This window comes from Mucilaginibacter sp. P2_A5 (assembly GCF_056404995.1).
Window position 1 is genome coordinate 149216 of the sequence record NZ_JBFUCY010000008.1, and the last position, 23219, is coordinate 172434.

Here is a 23219-nt window from a genome sequence, read left to right on the forward strand (position 1 = left end):
GTAGGCGTTAAATACAAAAAAAAGCATTATTTTAGCTTAAAATAATGCCGGTAAACGCTGCAATTTTTTATTTTTGAGGATAACTACAACTCTAATACCTTTTGCAATATGAATATGCTTTTTGGCGGCGGCAGCTATTATTATTTGGTGCTTATTTTAGAAGCCTTTTGTATTATTCATTGCCTGCGCAGGGGTACTCAACAACAATGGCTTTGGATACTTATTGTTTTGCCCGTTGTGGGTTGCCTTATTTACATTTATAAGGAAATTTTAACCAATCGCCATTCTATCCGTATGCCTAAAGTGGATGTTGGCGCCGTACTTAACCCGGGTGTAAAACTTAAACGGCTGGAAGATGAACTGCGCTTTACAGATACCTTTGCAAACAAAGTAAAACTGGCCGATGCCTACCTGGAAGCCGGCTTTACCGATAAGGCGGTTGAAATATACCAGGCCAGCCTAACGGGCGCCTTTGCCGAGAATGAACATGTACTTGCCCAGTTGATTATTGCCTATTACGAACAGGAACGTTACCAGGAGATTATCCCGATGGCACAAAAAATTTATAAACTACCCCAGTTTGCCCGCTCAAAAGCGCATATGAAGTATGCAGAAGCACTGGAAAACACCGGCCAGGTTGATTTAGCCGAGAAAGAATTTAAGGCGATGAAAGGCCGCTACTCATACTTTGAGCAACGCTATCAATACGGCTTATTCCTGACAAGACAAAACCGGGATGAGGACGCTTACCAAATTTTTGCCGATATACTGAATGAAGAACGCCAGCTAAGTGCCATGGAACGCAAGGCCAATAAAGTTTGGTTTGCCAAAACCAAGGATGAGCTGAAGAAGCTGGCTACGCAAAAGACGGCGTGACAGTAATAAAAGAATGTAAGCCTTTGATAGACTATCTATATTGTGTACTATTTTTGAAATGCGCAGGAAAATTGGATATGTCATGGGTAGTGGTAAAATTTGGCGAAACTCTGAAGGAGGAATGACATCGGTTAATCCCCAATGTCATGCCGTCCGTTAGCTAACGGATCGGCACCCCACATGCTAAGTGTACTTCATGCGGGTCACCTGTCCTGTGGGATCCCTATCCGTTGGCTAACGGACGGGATGACTTCCGTTTTTCAACCTGTCATAGGTAGTGTAGTGTAGTAATACCTAAGTAAAGAAAGTTCGTTTGCTTACAGATCCATTGTTTCGCCAATAGCAGGCAGCTTCAAATTCAATCCGGCTTTGATGAATTTTTCCCTTACTTCGTCTTTATCAATTTTAATAACGTCAAAAGAATCATAGTGAATACCAATGATGTTTTTACAGTTAACGAAAGCGGCGGCTTTGATAGCATCATCAGCGCCCATGGTGTAGTTATCGCCTATAGGGAAGTAAGCCCAGTCAAGGTTTTCGTCTTCCAGTAGTTTCATATCATAGGTAAGCGCGGTATCGCCTGCAAAATAGATCTTTTTGCCTTCAACAGTTAGTACAAAACCAGCGGGATTACCACCTGCCGCGCCATCGGGCATAGTGCTGGAATGCACCGCGTTTACCATTTTTACCCGGCCGAAATCAAAGTTAAAACCGCCGCCAATGTTCATGCCATGTACATTATCAATGCCTTTGCCGTTGAGCCAGTTTGCAATTTCGGCGATGCAGATAACTTTGGCGCCACTATTTTTTTGCACTTCAATTAGGTCGGCAACATGATCGCCGTGGCCGTGCGATACCAGGATATAATCTGGTTTCAGGCTTTGTAAATCAACATCCTTAGCCAACGGATTGTATGTTATAAATGGATCAAACAAAAGTTTGGTACCGCTACTCAATGCAATCTCAACGGTTGATTGGCCGTAATATGTGGTTTTCATTTTTATATCATTTTAAATTTATCCAAACTGTCGTTCCCCCTTCAGGGGGTTAGGGGGCACCTATTTCCCAAACAAGTTTCCCAAACCGGGCATGCCGCCAAACATTTCTTTGGTCATAGCAGCCATTTCGGCCTGGCTTACATTGTCGGCTTGTTCCATGGCTTTGTTAAAAGCAACAACTAACAATTCTTCCAGTTCCTCCTTGTCGGCATCAGCCAAAAAATCCGGGTCGATAGTTATCGATTTTACTACTTTGTTCGCGTTTGCCGTCACCACAATTTTACCACCCTCGGCGTTGCCTGTTACTGTAATAGCATCCAGGCGTTTTTTTGATTCGCCAGCCTTTTGCTGGGCTTCCATTATTTTATCAAACATAACTTTATAGATGTGCAGATATGCAAATGTGCAGATTACAGATGTGCAAATATGCAGATGGATAATTTATTTAATATTACTGGGACTTAAATTTTACAAATTCAAAACCAAAAGGTTTGATCCGAAGTCACTTTACTCACCACTCACCACTAATCATCACTCGTATCACCATTACCATTGTACGCGCTTTTACGTACAACAGGCATGCCGGCGGCTTTAAACAAATCATCAAGTTTTAATAAACTGCCATTGGCTAAGTTTGATAACAAAACAATAGTGATATCGTTTTTGATATCGCGCAGGTAAATATGCCTGAAGCCATGCCACCAGCCGGTATGGTAAATAACTTCCTGCCCGGGAGCGGTAAATGTACGCCAGCCATAGCCGTAACTGAAGTGACCGTGCAGCATAGGATTGCGTGGCACGTAAGCTGAATCGAGTGTAGCTTGTTTCAGCAAGATGCCGGCACGCAAAGCCCTGTCAAAAAGGAAGAGGTCTTTAACGGTGCTGTAAACCCCTTTATCACCCACGGGGCCATCTAAAAAGTTTTGCGCTACAGAGTACTTCCACTGCCCGCGGTCGTGGCCTACCACATGCACCGGAATTTTATCATAAGCGGCCTTTGAGTATACGGCGGTGTGCATCATACTGGCCGGTACAAACACATTATCCTTCATAAATTGCGCGTATGATTGGCCGCTCACCTTTTCGATGATTGACCCCAACACCATAAAATTGGAATTGTTGTACAAAAAGCGCTTGTTGGGTATATTAAAAGGATGCGGTTTGTAATCGGCAATCATTTTCATGGCGTCCATATTGGTAAGCCCTTTCCTTTGATTAAGGTGCTGGCTGCGGTATATATCGTCAATAAAATACACGTAGTTCATCATGCCCGAGCGGTGGCTAAGCAGCAGGCGGATGGTAACCCCATCATATGGGAAATCCGGGAAGAACTTTTTTACGTCATCGTCTAACTTCAGTTTGCCGCGTTCCATCAGCATTAATATGGCTGTCGAGGTCATGGTTTTGGTAACCGAGGCCAGCTCAAATTGCGAGCCTATTTGCAGGCTGTCGCGGTGCAGGTAGTCGGCCCAGCCAATGGCATTTTCATAAATAATTTTGCCTTTTTTGGCTATCAGTACGTTGCCGTTAAACGCGCGGGTACGGTGCAGTTCCTGCATTACGGCGTCTATTTTTTTATCGGCATTTTTGGGGTTATAGGCCAGCAAGGCAACGGTGTCCAGTGGTTTGGCGGTGGCAGGGCCAGCAGCGCTTTGGCTTTTATCTTTATTTTTTGACGAACAGGCTGTTAAAATCAGCAGTAAGGACGCGAACGAAAGGGTACTCTTGTACAATAACTTCATAGATCAGAATCTCACACTTAAAACGAATGCGAAAATTAGAAATTATACAGCAGGTTAACATTAAAGTTTTTATTTTTTTTCGTTTACTTCATACTCTTTGTATGTTTAAGTATGAATATGCTAAAAAAAATCTGCCTGCTGATGGCCGTTTTATTGTTTTCGGCCGCCGTTTACGCGCAGTACACCGATGTTGCCGGGTTGATAAAACAAGGTATCCAGCTCAATAACCAGCATGATTATGCCGGGGCTATCGAAAAATATAAACTTGCCTTAACAACAGAACCGGATAATGCCCAGGCCAATTATCAGTTGGCATTCAGCCTTAATGCATCGGGTAAGGGTGCCGAAGGAATCCCATACCTGGTTAAAGTAACCAAAGCCAACTCCAATTTTACCGGCCCGGCGTTTGAGCTATTAGGTAGTATTTATGACAGCAGCCACCAACCCCAACAAGCCATTGATGCCTATAAGGAGGGCCTGAAAATAAAGCCCGACTACCAGCCTTTATATTTTAACCTTGGCATAGCCTACTTCCGCGCCAAACAATTTGCCCAAGCCGAACAAGCAGCTATCGAGGCCATTAAACTCGACCCCAAACATGCCAACAGCCAGCGCCTGTACGGCCTGGTAACTTTCCATCAAAATAAAAGGGCAGCGGCGCTGATGGGCTTTTGCAGCTATTTGCTGTTGGAACCCGAAGGCCCACGCAGCGATGAAGCCTACACCAACATGCAAAGCATTTTAAAAGGCGGCGCGCTGAAAACAGAGGACGTCAAAGCCGAGGCATCAACCATTGCTTTGAACCGGGCGTTGAATGCGGCCATAGCAAAAGCAAAACCAGGTTTAACACCTGCCGATGTATTAGAAAATCAGCTACAGTCGGTTTTTGAGGCAATTGGCCAATTGGCCGGGAAGCAGGTAGGCAATGACTTCTTCAGACATTACTATGCTGATTTTTTTTACAGCCTTAGTAAAACCGCCCATATGCCCGCGTTTGCAAGGCTAATGGGTTTAAGTGCCGATAAGGAAGCCAACAAACAGTGGCTGCAGCAAAATGAGGAAAAGCGTAAAGCGCTGGATGCATGGGTTGCGGCGGCAGAAAGAAAATTTTAATTGCTTCTTTTACTTTCAAAATTCTGTCTCCCGGAGCCCTATTATAAAGCCCCCCGAGGGACGAGAAAATTATTTATCAGCTAACGTGTTTCATCAAAAATTCGGATCAAAATTAAAGAATATCGGGTTCGATAAGCCAACCATATTGCCGCTCAGCGCCATTGATCCCGGAACCTGCGGGTAGGGTGTAGGCGTGCCTTGTACTTCAACCCGGTAATAACTCCGCTCAACAGTTGCCGGCGAATCTGTAAACTCAATCACCGGCGTTTTACCCGTGGTTTTAAAACTGCCAAAGGGATTGCCGTTTTTTATGATGTTGATGGTGTACTCCCCATCGGCAGGCGCTTTGCCGGTTAGTTGAACGCGGAATTTTACCGGCTTGCCCGTGGTTTTGGTATTATCGCCCATCATCATGTCCATTTTACCATCCTGGTTTAAGTCTGCATAAAATTCAATACGCGGCGCATATGGGTTCGAGCTGATGGATACCCGACCGTTGGTAAGGGCGTCGATGACGGCCTGCGTGGTGCGCGATGTGGCAAATACCCAGGTTGTTGGCGTGCCAACGTAGTTTGCCTTGGCCTGGTAGCTGTTTTTGGTTTCTTTATCAGGCGAATCGGGAACGCCATGGTGCGCATCGCTTCCGCCTCTGCCTGTCAGCTTGCGGCCGGATGACAGCATATCGTCCCAGATCATGATGGCGTTGGCATTTTTTGACCAAATGGCCGAGTTCCATACCTCGATAGAGTTAACCATATCGTACGAATACCCAAAATGATCTTTCCCGCTCGGGTGGTTGGCCGATAGGTGGATGCCGAGCTGTTTTTTTACGGCGCCTACTACCACATCGCGCTGGTCGCGCACGTCATATAGTTTTTGGTGGTCATAAGGTACGGCCGAGAAGGCATTGCCATGGCCGCGGGTTGTGGTCCATTCGGCGCTATAAAGCAGCAGCACCGAGTCTGATTTAAACTCCGGGTCGGCCCAGGTATGGTGGGCCACATCGCCGTTTACATGGTTGTCATGATCGGTAATGGCCACAAAATCAATCCCCGCCGATTTGGAAAAGGCGATGATTTTGCTGATCGGGTTATTGGATGATTCGGTACTATGGCGCGAGTGTACATGTAGTTCGCCCTTAAGCCAAACGCCCTTGCTCAGGCTGGCTATTGGCGGCAGCTGGCCAACTTCGGTTGCTGCCCAGGGGTTAACGTGGGGAGCCTGGGCTAATGCTGGAGTGCAGGCGAATGTGCCGATGATAAGCAGCAAAGTATTTACCAGCGTCGTTTTTTTGTAATTGTTAAAAGTCATAGCAAATTATTAAAGGGTAGTATATTTGGGCGGCAAACTACCCCACGGATATTAACTCAATGTTAGCGCCCGCAAAATGAATAAGATTGTGACAATGCTATTTGTTTAGGCGTCTACCTGGCAGGGAGATCGGGGCTATGAAGTTAAGGAATTGATTGGCTGCTCCATGGGAGCAAAATATTTGTAGCACTTGTAATTTGGAGCTCCAAAGCGCATGGGACAGCTTGGTCAAGCCACAAGGAATATCCATGTAAATCGGAATTGATAACAAAATAATACATTTGTTATATGTACCAGAAAACAACACATATTCCATTTATAGAAACCATTTCAGATTTCTTTAAATTTTATGGTATGGGTGCTCCGCTTCACCCGGATATAATGTGTATGAAACTGGAGGATCAACCAGACGAGAGGTTATTAGATATGCCTTTGTGCAGGTCGAATTTTTTCAGGGTTATTCACTTTACCAATACAAATCTAAGCTTTACCGGAGGCGAAAAAATTTATACAGTTTCGGATAACTGTATGTGTTTTACTTATCCCGGGAAACTGGAATCCTGGACGAGAAAGGGTCCGCTTACGGGCTATGTTACCTATTTTACTCCTGCATTTCTTGGGTTGGACATGATGGGTAAGCATTTTGACGCTGATTACCCATTTTTCAACTTTAACTCGGAACCTGTTTTATATTTATCCTCAGAAGACACGTCCAGCATAATAAAGTGCGCCGAAGAAATGATCAAAGAAATGTATTCAACGGCACCCGATAAATTAGAAATGTTGAAAAAGATATTGCAGGTGTATCTGCATCATGTCAAACGTATATACAATAACCACGTTAAGGCCTTTACGGAGGAAACAAGGATCCATAAATCGCTATTTAATAGATTCCGGCTAATCCTGGATGAAACGGTTCATCAGCTGCCTTTGCAAACTAAAGTAAGCCCTGTTAGCGTATCGCTCATCGCCAAACAATTAACCGTTAATCCTAATTATCTCAACTCATTAATCAAAGTACTATCGGGCAAAACCGCATCAACTCATATTCAGGAAAAATTAATACTGGAAGCTAAATCATTTTTGCTGCATACCGAAATACAGGTGGCCGGGATTTCATATAGACTTGGCTTTGAAAATCCTTCTTACTTCAGTCGCTTTTTTAAAAAGAATACGGGTTTGTCGCCATCTGATTTTCGTGAAAAATTCACTCCCGGTAAGGCCCATCTGTAAATTGTATCCACTTTACTATAAATTGTACTAACGGGAAGTATATAAGCATTTTAGCTTTGGTGGTAGATTATTGATCATTTTTACCAGTTATTAAAAAACACCAAAGTAACATGAAACGATCCCTTCTTATTTTATTGGCAATTGGATTTACGGCAATTGCGGATGCCCAAACGTTCACTTTAAAAAGTAATGACATTGGAGGTCAGGCTACCCAAAAACAGTTTCTGAATGGTTTCGGTTGTACCGGTGAAAATATTTCCCCGGAGTTGCATTGGGAGAATGCTCCCGCTGGTACGCAAAGTTTCGCGGTAACTATATATGATAAAGATGCGGCAACAGGAAGCGGCTTTTGGCATTGGGTTGTATACAACATTCCGGCTACCACTACCGGGCTTGCTTCCGGTGCGGGGGATGTCTCAAAAGGCCTGATGCCTAAAGAAGCAATGCCCGGCATTAATGATGCAGGTATGCCGGGGTACGGTGGCCCTTGCCCTCCTCCAGGCCCTCCGCACATGTACATTATAACTGTATATGCATTAAAATCAAAGTTAACACTAGGCAAAAATGCTACCCCTGCCATAGTGGGGATGACTATAAATAATAACCTCATTGTCAAAGCATCACTTGTGATGTATGGACAGCAGTAGACACTATCTGGGGGGGTGATAGAAACACACAACTCTACTAAATAATTTTATTCAACCATTAATTTAATAAAATATGAAAAAGATCTTGAACCTCAGTTTTATTCCGGCCAATGTTGACCTGGCATTGCTAATATTGCGGTTATGGGCTGGAATAAGCCTTTTTGGCAAACACGGCATTGAGAAGTTTACAAACTTCTCTCAAATGCAGCAGCATTTCCCTGATCCATTGCATGTAGGCGTAACTGTAAGTTTGATTTTTGCATTAATATCTGATAGTATTTGCTCGCTATTGGTTATGCTTGGAATCGCAACAAGACTTGCAGCACTTTTTATTGTGATTAATCTATTGGTTGTTTTTATCACGATGCACCATTTTTCCTTCGGGCAGGACCATGCAGAACTTGTTTATGTTTACCTCGGCTGCTACCTCACTATTATGTTTGCAGGAGCCGGAAAATATAGTGTTGATAGTAGATTATAACATGTTTAAAATCACCTGCTGACCAATATCCCGAAATAAAAAACAGACGCAATAAACTCAATTGTACATCCACTATTAACTTTAAAAAACCATGAGCTTAAAACGGTTACTGTTTATTATCATTTGTTTATTGTTCGCTGTTATTTTGTGCCAGGCACAAAATAAAACTGGTATCAAGTTATTCCGGTTTGGAAATGAGGGCGACGAAAAACCTGGTGTGCTTACCGCAAATGGCAAAATGCTGGATGTATCCGCTTTCGGAGAAGACTACAATGAAAAGTTTTTTGCGGGGAACGGGATCAAACGATTGGAAGAATGGGTAGTTAAAAATAGTTCCATTTGCCCGCAAGTTCCATCACAAACGCGAATGGCTTCCTGTGTGGCAAGACCATCAAAAATCGTTGCTATTGGGTTGAATTATGAAGAGCATATCAAAGAAGGCGGTGCACCAACTCCGACCGAACCCGTCATATTTCTAAAGGCTACCTCTGCACTTTGTGGCCCATACGACAATGCTATTATTCCCGCGGATGCCCTGAAAATGGATTATGAGGCAGAGCTGGCCATTGTAATAGGTAAAAAAGCGAGCCATGTAGCGGAGGAAAATGCACTTGACTATGTAGCGGGCTATACAGTGATTAACGATTACAGTGAAAGAGCATGGCAGTTAGAAAGATCTGGAGGACAATGGGATAAAGGGAAAAGTGCCGACCATTTTGCCCCCCTTGGGCCTTACCTGGTAACGCCGGAAGATATCGGCGATCCTCAGCATGTAAGAATATGGTTGACCCTTAATGGGGACACCATGCAAAATGCTAATACCAGGAATATGATATTTAATATCAAAAGACTTATTAGTGAAGGAAGCAAATTTATGACATTGCTGCCAGGAGACGTTATTGCTACCGGAACTCCATCCGGTGTAGGGCTTGGGCGTAAACCACCAGTATATCTTAAGCCAGGCGACGTGATCTCATTGGGAATAGAAAACATAGGAACACAAAAGCAAACTGTTGTAAGTGGCATGGAGCTTATATTGGGAAAAGAAGCCTACCAGGATTACCTTAGATGGGTGGCTTTGGGTATCGGCGGCCTTCCCCATACATTGGAGGGATATCGTACCGTTAAGAGAATAGGCCTGCAAATGAAGGACCCATTAGATATTCGCCGTGTTGCCGGAGAAATTGGCAAACCGGGCGATGTAAAGACGCTTTTTAATTTACCCAAAAGAAAAGGGGCCAAACCCACAATAGCACCATTTGCTGTGCCGCACCGGCAAATGGACCAACATAATGATGCGCTGATAAGGAACTTGCAGAAGAAAATATTTGATGCGCAGGTGGCCGATAAAGCCTTTGACCTTGTCTATAAAACCAGCTATCTGGAAAGAAATAATGCAGGAATATTTCTGAGAGATAGTGCAGCTGGCAATCCGACTGTAGTGCCTGTTTCGCACGCCGAGGTGGGGCATATTCATCCTTCTGACGGATCTATGCATATCATTCTTAGTCCGAGTGATACCAAAGAAGTAATTGAAAAAGGATGGGGTGAACTGCATGGGCTTGCCGGGGAGGGACGCGCCGCAAAAACCTACATGATGATATATGCTCCAAGAAATGAAATGGAACTTGAAATAACAAAAAAAATTCTGCTTGCCGGGGTTAAATACGCTACACGTATACCCGGAAAATAGTTTATAATCTGATTTTACCTTTATGATTTAATTGCAAATAGGCTATTGTTTTCAACGCTCTTCGGGAATTGTCAATTTCGTTGACAAATGAAGATGTAAAAAAAAATTAGATCGCGAGGTGGGGCAGCGGATAAAGCCAACCGTGATCACCACTAAGCCCCAGGCACAATCATAGCAGGTAGCCATTTGTAAATCGGATGCTCATTTAACTTTTTTTCGGGAAGGGCGGGATTTGAACACATCAGACATTTTACATAAACTTATCAAGTTAACTTTTCTGTCCGCCCAAACCGGAGGTGAAGGAAAACGAAGATTTAAAATCTGCTACCCCTCCATCACAAAAAGATTACCATTTCCTCATCCCCCGCATCATATAAAAACATAACTTTGCCCCTGCAAAATTTAATGCTATGAGTTTCAGAACCGAACACGATACCATGGGCGAGGTACAGGTACCTGCCGATAAATACTGGGGAGCACAAACAGAACGTTCACGCAACAATTTTAAAATTGGTCCCGAGGCTTCTATGCCTAAGGAGATCATTGACGCGTTTGCTTACCTGAAAAAAGCTGCCGCTTATACCAATACCGATCTTGGCGTACTGTCTGCCGAAAAACGCGACCTGATAGCACAGGTTTGTGATGAGATACTGACAGGTTCGTTAGCATCAGAGTTTCCCCTGGTGATCTGGCAAACAGGCTCGGGTACACAATCAAACATGAACGTGAACGAGGTAGTGGCCAACCGCGCACATGTATTACAGGGCAACAAACTGGGCGAAGGCAAAACCTTCATTCACCCCAATGATGACGTGAATAAATCGCAATCATCAAACGATACTTACCCAACGGCCATGCACATAGCGGCATATAAGATCCTGATGGATGTAACCATCCCGGGCATCGAAAAATTGCGCGATACTTTGCAGGCAAAAGTTGAAGCCTTTAAATCGGTAGTGAAAATCGGCCGTACCCATTTAATGGATGCTACGCCGCTTACTTTAGGCCAGGAGTTTTCTGGCTACGTATCACAACTAAACCACGGTTTAAAAGCCCTACGTAATACTTTAGATCACCTGTCCGAGCTTGCCCTTGGTGGTACAGCAGTAGGCACCGGCATCAATACCCCAAAAGGTTACGATGTTAAAGTGGCCGAATACATTGCCCGATTTACCGGCCTGCCATTCATCACTGCCGAAAATAAATTTGAGGCCCTGGCCGCACACGATGCTATTGTAGAGAGCCATGGTGCGCTGAAACAAATAGCCGTATCGTTAATGAAAATAGCCAACGATATCAGGATGCTGGCTTCTGGCCCGCGTTCGGGTATTGGCGAGATCCATATCCCTGATAACGAACCGGGATCATCCATTATGCCGGGCAAGGTTAATCCAACCCAAAACGAAGCCGTTACCATGGTAGCTGCACAGGTGATGGGTAACGATGTAACCATCTCTATCGGCGGATCCAACGGTCATTATGAGCTTAACGTATTTAAACCGGTAATGGCTGCCAATTTCCTGCAGTCGGCAAGGTTAATTGGCGATGCCTGCGTATCGTTTAATGATCATTGCGCGGTTGGTATCGAACCAAATTATGATGGTATCAAAAAACACCTCGAAAACTCGCTGATGCTGGTTACCGCGCTTAACCCGCACATAGGTTACGAAAACGCAGCAAAAATTGCTAAAACCGCTTTAAAAGAAAATAAATCGTTACGCGAAGCCGCCATTGGCCTTGGCCTGTTAACCAACGAACAGTTTGACCAATGGGTTCGCCCCGAAAATATGATAGGTAGCTTATAAGAAGAGCCTCACCCTGCCCTCTCCAAAGGAGAGGGTTCTTGATTTACTGCTTTTGAATAGCATTGTATGCCAAAAACATTTAGCTTTCACGTTTTAGCTTTAACCTCAAAAAAGGCTTTTCGCTTTCAGCCTCCGGCTTTCAGCAAAAAAACCTTTCACCTTTCGCCTTTCACCTTTTGCCTAAACAGGGCCTTTTACCTTTTACCTTTCGCCTTTTACCTCAGCGGCTGCAGCATGAATCCCAATATGCAAAAACCGGGATTAACTTATTTGCAGGGCGAGTGGAAGCAGGATTCGGTTCCGGCCGAGAAACGGTTGGTTACCTATTCGCTTTACGATATTAAATTTAGCTGCGATTCGTTTGTGATGAAAATAAGTACCGTAAGCAAGGTAAACTACGGCGCTGATACCTGCATGAATAAGGGCCATTGGGACGAGTACATTCGCGGAACCTATTCGCAAAAGCAGGATACCCTGCACCTTAAAGGCGAGTTTTGCAACGCTAACCTGAGCTACAAAGACGAGAAAACCTGTTTCCGCTGGGGCGATTACGAGGAGTTTTTTAAAGTAAAGCAAACTAACGATTCGTTAATTCAGTTCATCAGTACATCAAATGTAATACCCATTAATGCCCGACTGGTTAAAAGAACAAGCTGCATCCCAAAACCACTATAATGAAAACATCAATGTTTAAAAAACTCATTTTTTTTGTAGCCATTTGCTACATCCCGGTGCAAAGCATGGCATGGGGTACCAATGGCCACCGCATTTGCGGCCAGATAGCCGATAGCTATTTAACGCCAAAAGCCAGGAAAGCCATCCAGGCCATTTTGGGTAACGAGTCGGTTGCCATAAGTAGCAACTGGGCCGATTTCATCAAATCCGATCCTGCCTACAACTACCTGTACAACTGGCATTTTATCAATATAGAAAAAGCGCTTAGCTATCCCGAGATGAATGCCTATTTAAAGGCCGATACGGCGGTAGATGCTTATACCAAAATGAATTTTTTGATAGCCGAATTAAAAAAGAAAAGCGCCACCAAAGCCAACAAACAACTTTACCTGCGCATGCTGATTCATATTGTAGAGGATGTGCACCAGCCATTACACACTGGTCATCTTTCGGATAAGGGAGGTAACGATGTTAAAGTGACCTGGTTTAATAATCCAAGTAACCTGCATTCTGTATGGGATAGTCAGTTAATTGACAATCAACAGTTAAGCTATACAGAATACACCGCGTGGATAAACCATACTACCGTTGCTGAACGTGCAACATTGCAAAAATCTCCTATAAGCACCTGGATTTGGGAAAGCAACCAACTTGCAGATAAGTTGTATACCGATGTCAAAACAGATGACAAATTAGGTTATAAGTATAATTTTAAGTACATAGGTATACTTAACCAGCAGATGGTAAAAGCCGGCGTCCGCCTGGCCGGAGTGCTGAATCAGATTTTTGGTTAATTTTTTTAAGGAGGCGAGAGGTAAAAGGCGAAAGGTAAAAGGTTAGGATGGCTGGTCCAAAAACTCTTTTACCTTTCGCCTTTTAGCTTTACCCTTTCACCTCAAAAACTTACCTCAACAAGAAATGAAAATACTAATGGTATGCCTCGGCAACATCTGCCGTTCGCCGCTGGCCGAGGGGATAATGCAGCACCTGAGCGATGAGCAGGGCTTGGGCTGGCAGGTAGATTCGGCGGGTACCGGCAACTGGCACGTAGGCGAGGGGCCCGACAGGCGCTCGGTACGCGCGGCGCGAAACCACGGAATTGACATCAGCGGGCAAATTTGCCGCCTGTTCAGGAAAAGTGATTTCGACGCGTTTGACCATATTTTTGTGATGGATAAGTACAACCTTAGCGATATCCTGAACATGGCCCGCAACGATGAACATGCCCAAAAAGTAAAGCTCCTGTTATACGATAAAATTGTACCCGACCCATACCACGATGACACCCAGTTTGAACCGGTGTTTGAGCTGATAGAAGGCGGGTGCAGGGATATTATAAGGGAGTTGACGGCCTGAATTAATGTCATTGCGAGCGCAGCGTGGCAATCGCGAACTGTGCCTACCCGCCTGGAACGTTTGCGATTGCCACGCTATCGCTCTCAATGACATGGTTGTTGTGCGCATCTAAAGCCAGCACACCATCATAACAAAATCGTTTTTGTCTTAATTCTTGGCTCTAATCTCTTGATTCTCTTTTCTCACCCTAAAAAACGGCAAATCCTCTCCGTACCAAAAAGCCTCGCCAAAGCGTTGCAGGCCGGCTTTTAACAAAACCTTTTGCGAAGCCGCATTATGCGGATGAGTAACGGCATAAATTTCTGTTAAGCCAACTTTATTGAAGCCATAATCAATTAAAGCTTTTGAAAGCTCGGTTGCAATGCCTTGTCCCCAGTATTTAAAATGCAGGCGGTAGCCCAGCTCAATTTTATCAGCGTCCGATTCGCTGGGTTTTAGCATGCAGACGCCGATAAAATCATTATCGGCCACGTTGAAAATTCCCCAGCGGCCAAGGCCGGTTTTATTTTTGTAATCCTTCAGGGTATCCTTAAAAACCTGCTTGCTTTCAGCGGGTGTACGTTTCTTTACATACAGGGTAAGGCGTTCGTCCTCATCCATAACAAGGGACAGGGCTTCGTCGGCAGCAGTAAATTCGCGGATCAGCAAGCGGGGCGTTTGGGTGATAATGTTCATGGGCTTCAAAAATATGGTAAATGGGCATTGGTTGGAAATGTAGGTGGTAAAAAGAGTGTCATATAAAGCCGTGCCGGGTGCCGGGAAGCGGGATGATAAAATGATTGACATGCGATAGGGTTTAAAACGGTGTTGGCAGGCGGCAATTTTCAATGGTGTACCACCCCGTACCAGGGTGTCTCGTCCTGATATAGGTTGTGTCATCCCGTACCGGTACACACACTTTTGGGCTTGTAATGCTTTGTTTGATTAACCACCACGCGGTTGGGAGGGGTTAAGCTTTTTTGTACATTTGCCGCATGGCATCCATCAAACCATCCGTACCTAAAGGCACCCGCGATTTTTCACCTGTAGAAATGGTGAAACGTAACTATATTTTCGATACTATTAAAAGCGTTTTCCGTAAATACGGGTATCAGCAGATTGAAACACCGACTATGGAGAACTCATCGACGTTGTTGGGTAAGTATGGCGAGGAAGGGGATAAACTGATATTTAAAGTACTGAATAGCGGCGATTACCTGGCCAAGGTGAAGCCTGAAAAATTGGCGGCGCTTAATTCAAATGCCGTGGCCTCAGATATTTCTGAAAAAGCTCTCCGCTACGATCTAACCGTCCCCTTTGCCCGCTACGTGGTAATGCACCAGAACGAAATTACTTTCCCGTTCAAACGCTTCCAGGTACAACCCGTTTGGCGTGCCGACAGGCCGCAACGTGGCCGCTACCGCGAATTTTACCAGTGCGATGCCGATGTGGTTGGCTCGGATTCGTTGTTGAACGAGGCAGAGTTCATACTGATCTACGACGAAGCCCTGGGCAAATTAGGCCTTAAAGATTTTACCATTAAAATAAATAACCGTAAAATTCTTTCGGGGATAGCACAGATCATTGATAAGGCCGATAACATTATTGACCTTACCGTAGCCATCGATAAACTGGACAAAATAGGCCTTGATGGCGTAACTAAAGAATTGATTGAACGCGGCTTCACCGAAGCCGACATCGAAAAAATAAAACCGGTTATTTTACTGGAAGGCTCAAACACCGAAAAACTGCAAAGCCTGCGCGAAGCATTGGCCCAATCACAGATTGGCCTTAAAGGCTGCGACGAGATAGAAACCGTTTTTAAATACATTGAAAGCTGCCCGCTGCAAACGGCTACGCTCGAGCTGGATATAACCCTTGCCCGCGGCTTAAACTATTACACAGGCGCCATATTTGAGGTAAAAACAAACGAAGTCGCCATGGGCAGCATCGGCGGCGGCGGCCGGTATGATGACCTGACGGGTATGTTCGGCCTGAAAGGGCTCACGGGCGTAGGCATTTCCTTTGGTGCCGATAGGATTTATGACGTGCTGGAAGAGCTTAACCTTTTCCCAACGGCGGCTAATCAAAGCACCCAGTTGCTGATCTGCAACTTTGATAAGGAGGGCGAAACCTACGCGTTGCCATTGTTGCAGCAATTGCGCCGCCACAATGTGAATACAGAGTTGTACCCAGCCGGAGCCAAAATCAAAAAACAGCTGGATTATGCCAACAATAAAAACATCCCATACACCGTAGTTATCGGCGGCGATGAAATGCAAAGCGGCTTATTAACTTTTAAAGATATGGCCAGCGGTGTACAGGAAAAATTAACCGCGGAAGAGATTGTGAACAGGATGGCGAAGTAAATGCGCCCCCGGCCTGGATTCTTTATAGCTTTATGATGATCCGTTTTAATCGTGACGACTTTTACTCACTCGCCCCACTAAAAACTCACAAAAAACGGCGCCTCAAAAACATGGCCTGCGCTAAGTTTCTGGATAGCTTCTTTATGTTTGATGTCTTTTTGCTCGCCTGCGGTATCGGCGCAGCCTAACCATGGCTCGATACATACAAAATCGGCGCCGGGTTTGGCCCAGATGCCCAGGTAGCTAAAGTGGGGGAATTCAACCGATAGGGTTTGGTCGTGTTTATCGCTTTTTATGGTTACCATCCGCGATTTTAATTCTTTAAACACCAAAGCATCGGCATCAAATAAATTGCGGGTCAGTTGCAGCCTGTTTTTGGGCGTTGGTACTGGGTGGGTTTCGCCATTGAAAAATCCATCGGCAGATAACAGTTCTGTTTCCAGGTGCTCATCGGTTTCAAATTCAATGTAGTAGTCCTCGTACTTTTCGCCTTTGTTAAAGGGTATGTTAAAAGCGGGATGGGCCCCTACCGAAAAGTAAATGGTTTTTTTATCCAGGTTGATAACCTTGTAGGTTATCCTGAGCGCGTTATCTATCAGGGTATACAATACCTGGTAGTCAAACTTAAAGGGGTAGGCCTTTAAGGTATTATCACAATAAGGTAACGAAAAACTTGCCGAAACATCGTCAGCGTCCAGGGTGATAAATTCCGATTGCCTGGCGAAGCCATGACGGCCCATGGGGTACCTGTTGCCATCAACCAACAGTTCGTTATTAATTAACCCGCCTACCACCGGGAACAAGTTGGGCGCATGCCAGGGCCAAATAGATGCATCGGCCTGCCACATATGCTCAAGCCCGGTTGCTTTATCAATTAATGAACTTAACTGTGCACCTTTTGTATCGATGCTTGCCTTCAGGTATTCGTTTTCAATGGTAATCATAACAATAAGAATTTGTCGGGACCCGAAGTTAGGGAATTGTTTGAATTTCAGGAATTACTTCAACATTAGATTTTTTAAATTCCATTAATTCATATATTCCTGTTTAAAGTCTAAAGCCTGAAGTTCTAAGTCAAAAGTCAATTTAGTTAACACTTGGTAGCTCTTGACTTACAACTCAAGACTCAGAACTCAAGACTCAACACTAATCATCATCTTCTTCCTTCTTCGGCTCCAATATCACAAAGGCGCTCCGTTTTGGCGCGGGCATAACCGAGTTTTCGCCTTTAACAAATTTCCAGATAACTTCGTTCAAATCGATATCCGGCGCGGCATCTTCTTTGGCCAGGTTAAACAGCTCAGACCGGCGGCTGCTTTCATTTACGGCAACGTTGCGCTGCTCCAGGTCAACCTGTGCGGCTTTGGCCACGTATGGGCTAAAATCTGCTTTGCTGGTAAAGCAATCATATAAGGGCATGGCGGCTGCATCGTACTGGCTCATGGGCGGCAGGCCTAATATCAGTTCGATAGTGCGTAATACGCCTGATGTGGAGTACATACCATGTACCACCGTATTGCGTTTTACATACGGCCCGGCAACAAACACGGGCGAGCGGTGTGCATCCACGTGGTCGGGTCCGTTTTGGGCGTCATCCTCCAGGATAAACACTACCGACTCTTTCCAGATGGGACTTTTAGACAGGTGTTCAATAAACTGGCCTATTGCCTGGTCATTATCCCCAACAGCCGCTATCGGCGATAGGGCACCTTTACGCTGTCCGCTGGTATGGTCGTTCCCAATCCTTACGCTGTTAAAACGTGGCACAGCGTTAATCGCCAGTAACGAATCGAAATCGTGTTTCCAGATCTCAACGCGTTTAATATCCTTCACACTCAGGTCAAAGCCCGGCGACTGCGTGCAGTAATGCCCTTCTAACGATTTAAGGCTGGCCTTACCCGGGTTGCCATCGGTAACAAATTCGCCGTAGGTGCGGTAGCTTACACCGGCCCGTTTGCAGTAATCCCATATAAAGCCATCGCGGGGGTAGGCTGTTTTGCGGGTGCCCTCGTAGTCGTAATTACCACCACGGCTACCATAGCTGGTTGGCCATGTTTTCTCTACAAAATCGGTGGCGTAGGCGGCGTTACTCCAGTTGTGTCCGTCCGCACTTACTTCCGCGTCTACATAAAAGTTATCAAGCAGTACAAACTCGCTGGCAATGGCGTGGTGGTTGGGCGTTACTTTTTTATCAAAAATACACAACGAGGTATCGCCGTTGCCCTGCGGCATATCGCCCAAAACCTGGTCGTAAGTGCGGTTTTCTTTAATAATGTAAAACACGTGCTTAATAGGCGATTTTTCGCCCATCCGGCGGGGGATAGGGTTGCCCTCTTCGCCCGGTGCTGTTTTGGCTATTTTGTTGTTAAAAGGCGTGTTGGCATACACCTGTTTGGTATAGGCCTTAAGCTCATTTACGGATGGTGTATTAATAAACGACAGTGCGCCTTTAAATAAGCCGCCAATGTATTGTTCCCTGCTATTGATAGCCCCCTTTTGATAGCCGCTGTTATCGGCCTTTTTTACAGGCTGCGGGCCTTGCGGGTTGGCCATTGATGTAAAACCTTTGCCGTTGGCTACCAGTATTTTTTTATCCAGCATTTTAACGTTGGTAGGGTACCAGCCTACGGGTATAAAGCCCATACTGCGGCTGCTGCCGGGTTTGCTTACATCAAACACGGCCAGGCAATTGTTATCGGCATTGGCTATGTACAGCGTTTTTTCATCGGCCGATAAGGCCAGGCCGTTGGTAGTTGAGCCGGTAAGATGGGTTGGGTATAAGGCTGTAGAAATAGTTTCAAGGGCCCTGCGCGTTGCCGTGTTTATTACCGATACCGAGTTATCATTGGCGTTGGCTACAAACAACAGGCTGCCTTTTTTATTCAGCAGCAATTCGTTGGGGTTGCTGCCTGTTTTTATAGTTTTAAGCGTTTGGGTAGCTACATCGTAAATACCAAGCTGACCGCATCCCCATAAAGAAATATAAAGCGTTTTTTCATTTGGCGATAAGATGCAGCTATAGCCCTCCGATGGCAGCTTGAGCCGTTGTAATGTTTTACCATCGTTGGGGTTAACAGTATAAAGTGTGCTATCCTCTTTAGTAACCACATAAAGCCTGGTGTCGCTTTTATTGACCGCTATTCCACTCGGCGATACCTTGTCTTTAGGCCATGATTTTGGCGCCAGTTTAATAGTATCGGGTTTGCCCAGTTTGTTATCGGCTATATTGAAAACATACAGCCAGTTATCATTGCCTCCCGACGCATACAATTTTTTTTCGTTATGGCTAAAAGCCAGGCCGTACCATGATTTTGCTACTACTTTTTCATCCAGCAGCTTCTCGTTTTTTGGGTCGATAAGTTGGATGGATTGGGTGCTTTGGCCGTTGTTGGTAACCGCCAGCAGCTTGCCCGAGGCCGATAGCTGGATGTTGAGCGGCAAATCGCCCAGGGGCAGGGATGTGCCTGCCGGGCTAAGCTTCCAGCCGTTGGGTAATAAAACCTGCCCTGTTTGGGTTATTTTGCCCGGTGTTTGGGCAAACGATGTAACTGACGATGCTAAAATAGCTAAGCCGATGAGTAGCTTTTGTTTCATAACCGGATGATTGTATTTCAAAACTAAACAAACAATCGGTCATGATGTGTTAGTTAACAAAAACATAATATAACAAAAAGGCCCGCTTGCAGGCGGGCCTTGTGTATGTAATAGTTTTTTTACTTCAGCAAATTTTTCCAGCTTACCTGATCGCCGATAATTTTTTCCAGGTCGGCGCTGGCTACGCGTTCCTGGGCCATGGTATCGCGGTAGCGGATGGTTACGGTATCATCCTCCAAACTCTGGTGGTCAACCGTGATACAGAAAGGCGTACCTATGGCATCCTGGCGGCGGTAGCGCTTGCCAATGGCATCTTTTTCTTCGTACTGAATATTGAAATCAACCTTAAGCCTGTCCATAATTTCGCGGGCTTTCTCGGGCAAACCATCTTTTTTGGTAAGCGGGAAAATAGCGGCTTTAACCGGCGCAAGGCAAGGGTGCAGGTGCAGTACGGTACGGCTATCCTGTTTCTCGTCGGTGCTCAGGTCTTCCTCTTCAAAGGCATTGATCATGGTGAGCAGGAACATCCTATCCAAACCTATCGAGGTTTCCATCACATAAGGTATATAGTTACCGTATGGTTTGCCGGTTTCCGGGTCAACCTCGGGGTCAAAATATTGCATTTTTTTGCCCGAGAATTTTTGGTGCTGGCTCAGGTCAAAATCTGTACGGCTATGAATACCCTCTACCTCTTTAAAGCCAAACGGAAACTCAAACTCAATATCAACCGCGGCGTTGGCATAGTGGGCCAGTTTGGTATGGTCATGATAGCGATATTTGGCCGCATTTGTACCCAGGGCCAGGTGCCATTTTAGGCGGGCTGTTTTCCAGTACTCGTACCATTCCATTTCGGTACCGGGGCGTAAAAAGAATTGCATCTCCATTTGCTCAAACTCGCGCATGCGGATGATGAACTGGCGGGCAATAACCTCGTTACGGAAAGCCTTGCCTATTTGCGCAATACCGAAAGGGATTTTCATCCTGCCCGATTTTTGCACGTTTAAATAGTTTACAAAAATACCCTGAGCGGTTTCCGGGCGAAGGTAAACCACATCGGCATCATCAGCTACGGCGCCCATTTGGGTGCTGAACATCAGGTTAAACTGGCGTACATCCGTCCAGTTGCGGGTGCCGCTAACCGGGCAGGCAATTTCATGCTCAATAATCAATTCCTTTAAACGGGGCAGGTCCTCGTTTTTAAGGGCCTCGTCCATATCGTGCTGTAGCTGCTCGGCTTTATCGGTTTTGCCGTCTTTATCGTAACGGTCAATCTTATCCTCCAAAAGCTGATCGGCACGGTAACGTTTTTTAGAATCCTTGTTATCAATCATCGGATCGCTGAAACCATCAACGTGGCCGCTGGCTTTCCAAATTTTGGGGTGCATAAATATGGCACTATCAATACCAACAATGTTGTCATGCATTTGCACCATGGCTTTCCACCAGTAGGTTTTAATGTTGTTCTTCAGCTCGGCACCATTCTGGCCGTAATCGTAAACAGCGCTTAAACCATCATAAATTTCGCTGGAAGGGAAAACAAAGCCATACTCCTTGGCATGCGATATAACATTTTTAAAAAGTTCGTCGGTTGATTTGCTCATAATAGCTGCAAAGATACAATTTAGGCACAAAGCTGAAAGGGCGAAATAGTAGCAAGTAGTTAGTATCAAGTATCAAGATTTTTTGATATGGCACGCCATTAACCTAATCGTCAAATCGCCCCTTTTTGTCTTGCTACTTGATACTTACTACTTGATACTCGTAATGGCGTTCCCTGCGGGCCAGGCCATACACTCATACGCGCACAAGGCATTAGGCGCGGGCCGGTATCCGTTTCTGTCCTTAACGCAAAACCCGGAAGCGATAGGGCCGTCCGTCCGCACAGGTGCCCTCACTCTTTTACGACAAAGGCGGACACTTTTAACGATACTCACCGCCATAATTAATAGAAACTATTTCCTGCTAAACCGTAACCATACACGCGGCGTTATTTTAGAAAACAGCCAGTAGTTAAATACCAGTAACGATATAAATACAAATGTTAAAATCAGTTTTACCGGGTTAATGCCGTTGCCGGTGAGCAGTTTTGCCGAAACACCCCAAAATGATTTTAGTATAAAAATTAACAGCCTAACTATCATCGATGCCGATACATAAGCAAATACTGCATTGCTAATTATTAAGAGCCATTTTGGAATTGTTTTTTTCATGTGGTTAAGCCTCTGCCTAAGATAAACAGGATTTGTAAATAAAAAATAATAGGCGAGATGTTGCCCGTTAGGCAATTTTCTATGCAGGGAAAGCGCTTTTAAAACAGGAGGCACCTACGGAGCCTAAAACTATTGTTTTTTTTTACTATAAACACGAAACTCCGCTGGAGTTATAAACCCGGAGCCTTCGACTCCAGCGGAGTCACGTGTTTATAGACATTCCACCCACACAATTTGGCTCCGTAGGTGCCTCCTTTTTATCTTTCGCTTTAAAAGCGATTTCTCCGATTCTTCATGGCTTTATTCTTTATTTTAAAGAAATTTCTGTATATTTGTAATGGGTCTGTTGTGTTTAAAGCGAGCATTAAATTTGTCCTCCCCGTCCTCTATTGGCTTATACCTTAAGCGGACGGACACTCCAATCGATCCAAACAAACCTGTCCACAGCTGTCCAGGACCTACCAGGGCCCCCAAGCGGACGGACAGACCAGGCAACTACATAATAACATCCAGATAGCAAGCATCCGCCCGCTTTCCCCACTTTAAATAAATTTAAGGTAGGTAGGAGTATTTTATAAAAACGCGGTTTTTATAAAAACAAGGGCAATAAAAAAATAAGGGCAGTGAAAAAGGTTAGGGCAAATCATTCAATCGGGTGTTTAACAAATCGCTTGCTGTACGTTTTTTTGTCCCCTCAGGGTCTCTCCAATGCTATTAAGTTAAGCTATCAACCCCATAGGGGTATAACATTTGTAGAGAAAATAGAAAAATAATGCTCCGTGCAGTAGGTACGGAGCTTATGAAGCATGCCTACGGCACGCGAAAATTTGATTTACAAGTGCTGCAAATATTTTGCTCCGGTGGAGCAACCTGTAAATTCCTTAACTTAATAGCATTGGAGAAACCCTGCGGGAACAGGACAGGGAAATCGCGTTTAAAAGTTGATCCTGAAGAAAGGTAGCTCCTGCGGAGCAAAAAAGGTTAAACAATTCGTTTTCTACAAACTGGTAGCCTCTACGAGGCAGCTCAAAAGTGCATCATCTTGTAAAGGTTAACCGTTTGTAGCTGAAAACGGTTAATAGCTTCCCTGGGCTGATTGAATGCCTGCCTAATAAACACACTGCCAATACCTGTGTA

At 44.9% G+C, this 23219-nt stretch carries 20 protein-coding genes; 11 read left to right on the top strand and 9 right to left on the bottom strand.

The features are described 5' to 3' along the window. The first annotated feature begins 108 nt into the window (after nucleotides 1-108). Entirely contained in the window at nucleotides 109-876 is a 768-nt protein-coding gene (locus AC1DXF_RS09140; protein WP_477448001.1) for a PLDc N-terminal domain-containing protein, read from the top strand. 317 nt (nucleotides 877-1193) lie between these two features. Here AC1DXF_RS09140 and AC1DXF_RS09145 read toward each other — a convergent pair whose 3' ends face one another. The 3 genes from AC1DXF_RS09145 to AC1DXF_RS09155 all read right to left on the bottom strand — a co-directional run bounded on the left by AC1DXF_RS09145 (nucleotide 1194) and on the right by AC1DXF_RS09155 (nucleotide 3616). Beyond that, entirely contained in the window at nucleotides 1194-1874 is a 681-nt protein-coding gene (locus AC1DXF_RS09145) for a metal-dependent hydrolase (protein WP_477448002.1), read from the bottom strand. Between the two features lie 60 nt (nucleotides 1875-1934). Further along, the gene (locus AC1DXF_RS09150) at nucleotides 1935-2249 is read right to left on the bottom strand and encodes a YbaB/EbfC family nucleoid-associated protein (protein ID WP_477448003.1); all 315 of its coding nucleotides are present in this window, start codon (nucleotides 2247-2249) and stop codon (nucleotides 1935-1937) included. A gap of 149 nt (nucleotides 2250-2398) precedes the next feature. Beyond that, nucleotides 2399-3616: a serine hydrolase domain-containing protein gene (locus tag AC1DXF_RS09155; RefSeq protein WP_477448004.1), complete on the bottom strand. Its 1218-nt coding sequence runs from the start codon at nucleotides 3614-3616 to the stop codon at nucleotides 2399-2401. 117 nt (nucleotides 3617-3733) lie between these two features. Here AC1DXF_RS09155 and AC1DXF_RS09160 point away from each other — a divergent pair, with 117 nt between their 5' ends. Then, nucleotides 3734-4729, top strand: coding sequence for a tetratricopeptide repeat protein (locus AC1DXF_RS09160; RefSeq protein WP_477448005.1), 996 nt, complete (start codon nucleotides 3734-3736; stop codon nucleotides 4727-4729). Nucleotides 4730-4822: 93 nt separating this feature from the next. Here the strand turns inward: AC1DXF_RS09160 and AC1DXF_RS09165 are convergent, their stop codons facing one another. Continuing rightward, nucleotides 4823-6040 carry a CehA/McbA family metallohydrolase gene (locus AC1DXF_RS09165; RefSeq protein WP_477448006.1) on the bottom strand — a complete coding sequence of 406 codons (1218 nt, stop codon included), beginning with the start codon at nucleotides 6038-6040 and terminating at the stop codon, nucleotides 4823-4825. A 288-nt stretch (nucleotides 6041-6328) separates the two neighbouring features. Between AC1DXF_RS09165 and AC1DXF_RS09170 the strand changes: the two genes are divergently transcribed. From AC1DXF_RS09170 to AC1DXF_RS09205, 8 genes are all read left to right on the top strand, one after another. Continuing rightward, nucleotides 6329-7273 (top strand): helix-turn-helix domain-containing protein, encoded by a 945-nt coding sequence (locus tag AC1DXF_RS09170; protein ID WP_477448007.1) that lies wholly within the window; start codon nucleotides 6329-6331, stop codon nucleotides 7271-7273. A 110-nt stretch (nucleotides 7274-7383) separates the two neighbouring features. After that, nucleotides 7384-7920 (top strand): YbhB/YbcL family Raf kinase inhibitor-like protein, encoded by a 537-nt coding sequence (locus tag AC1DXF_RS09175; protein WP_477448008.1) that lies wholly within the window; start codon nucleotides 7384-7386, stop codon nucleotides 7918-7920. Between the two features lie 73 nt (nucleotides 7921-7993). Continuing rightward, nucleotides 7994-8401 (top strand): DoxX family protein, encoded by a 408-nt coding sequence (locus AC1DXF_RS09180; RefSeq protein ID WP_477448009.1) that lies wholly within the window; start codon nucleotides 7994-7996, stop codon nucleotides 8399-8401. 91 nt (nucleotides 8402-8492) lie between these two features. Further along, nucleotides 8493-10094, top strand: a complete 1602-nt coding sequence (locus AC1DXF_RS09185; RefSeq protein WP_477448010.1) for a fumarylacetoacetate hydrolase family protein — start codon at nucleotides 8493-8495, stop codon at nucleotides 10092-10094. A gap of 410 nt (nucleotides 10095-10504) precedes the next feature. Next, a complete protein-coding gene (gene fumC / locus AC1DXF_RS09190; RefSeq protein ID WP_477448011.1) occupies nucleotides 10505-11899 on the top strand; it encodes a class II fumarate hydratase in 1395 nt (464 codons plus the stop codon). A 234-nt stretch (nucleotides 11900-12133) separates the two neighbouring features. Further along, on the top strand, nucleotides 12134-12574 hold the full coding sequence (locus AC1DXF_RS09195) for a fumarate hydratase (protein ID WP_477448012.1): 441 nt from the start codon (nucleotides 12134-12136) through the stop codon (nucleotides 12572-12574). Then, nucleotides 12574-13368 (top strand): S1/P1 nuclease, encoded by a 795-nt coding sequence (locus tag AC1DXF_RS09200; protein ID WP_477448013.1) that lies wholly within the window; start codon nucleotides 12574-12576, stop codon nucleotides 13366-13368. The genes AC1DXF_RS09195 and AC1DXF_RS09200 overlap by 1 nt, the downstream gene beginning before the upstream one ends. 124 nt (nucleotides 13369-13492) lie before the next feature. Then, nucleotides 13493-13930: a low molecular weight protein-tyrosine-phosphatase gene (locus AC1DXF_RS09205; protein ID WP_477448014.1), complete on the top strand. Its 438-nt coding sequence runs from the start codon at nucleotides 13493-13495 to the stop codon at nucleotides 13928-13930. A gap of 147 nt (nucleotides 13931-14077) precedes the next feature. Here AC1DXF_RS09205 and AC1DXF_RS09210 read toward each other — a convergent pair whose 3' ends face one another. After that, entirely contained in the window at nucleotides 14078-14716 is a 639-nt protein-coding gene (locus AC1DXF_RS09210; RefSeq protein WP_477448015.1) for a GNAT family N-acetyltransferase, read from the bottom strand. A gap of 188 nt (nucleotides 14717-14904) precedes the next feature. Between AC1DXF_RS09210 and hisS the strand changes: the two genes are divergently transcribed. After that, on the top strand, nucleotides 14905-16278 hold the full coding sequence (gene hisS, locus AC1DXF_RS09215) for a histidine--tRNA ligase (protein ID WP_477448016.1): 1374 nt from the start codon (nucleotides 14905-14907) through the stop codon (nucleotides 16276-16278). 77 nt (nucleotides 16279-16355) lie between these two features. On the opposite strand, the gene AC1DXF_RS09220 is transcribed toward hisS, so the two are convergent. From AC1DXF_RS09220 to AC1DXF_RS09235, 4 genes are all read right to left on the bottom strand, one after another. Beyond that, entirely contained in the window at nucleotides 16356-17222 is an 867-nt protein-coding gene (locus tag AC1DXF_RS09220; RefSeq protein ID WP_477448017.1) for an aldose 1-epimerase family protein, read from the bottom strand. A 202-nt stretch (nucleotides 17223-17424) separates the two neighbouring features. Then, complete coding sequence (locus AC1DXF_RS09225; protein WP_477448018.1) at nucleotides 17425-19872, bottom strand: bifunctional YncE family protein/alkaline phosphatase family protein; 2448 nt, start codon at nucleotides 19870-19872, stop codon at nucleotides 17425-17427. A 119-nt stretch (nucleotides 19873-19991) separates the two neighbouring features. Beyond that, the gene (locus AC1DXF_RS09230; RefSeq protein WP_477448019.1) at nucleotides 19992-21473 is read right to left on the bottom strand and encodes a glycine--tRNA ligase; all 1482 of its coding nucleotides are present in this window, start codon (nucleotides 21471-21473) and stop codon (nucleotides 19992-19994) included. 351 nt (nucleotides 21474-21824) lie between these two features. Beyond that, on the bottom strand, nucleotides 21825-22082 hold the full coding sequence (locus AC1DXF_RS09235; protein WP_477448020.1) for a hypothetical protein: 258 nt from the start codon (nucleotides 22080-22082) through the stop codon (nucleotides 21825-21827). Nucleotides 22083-23219 lie beyond the last annotated feature (1137 nt).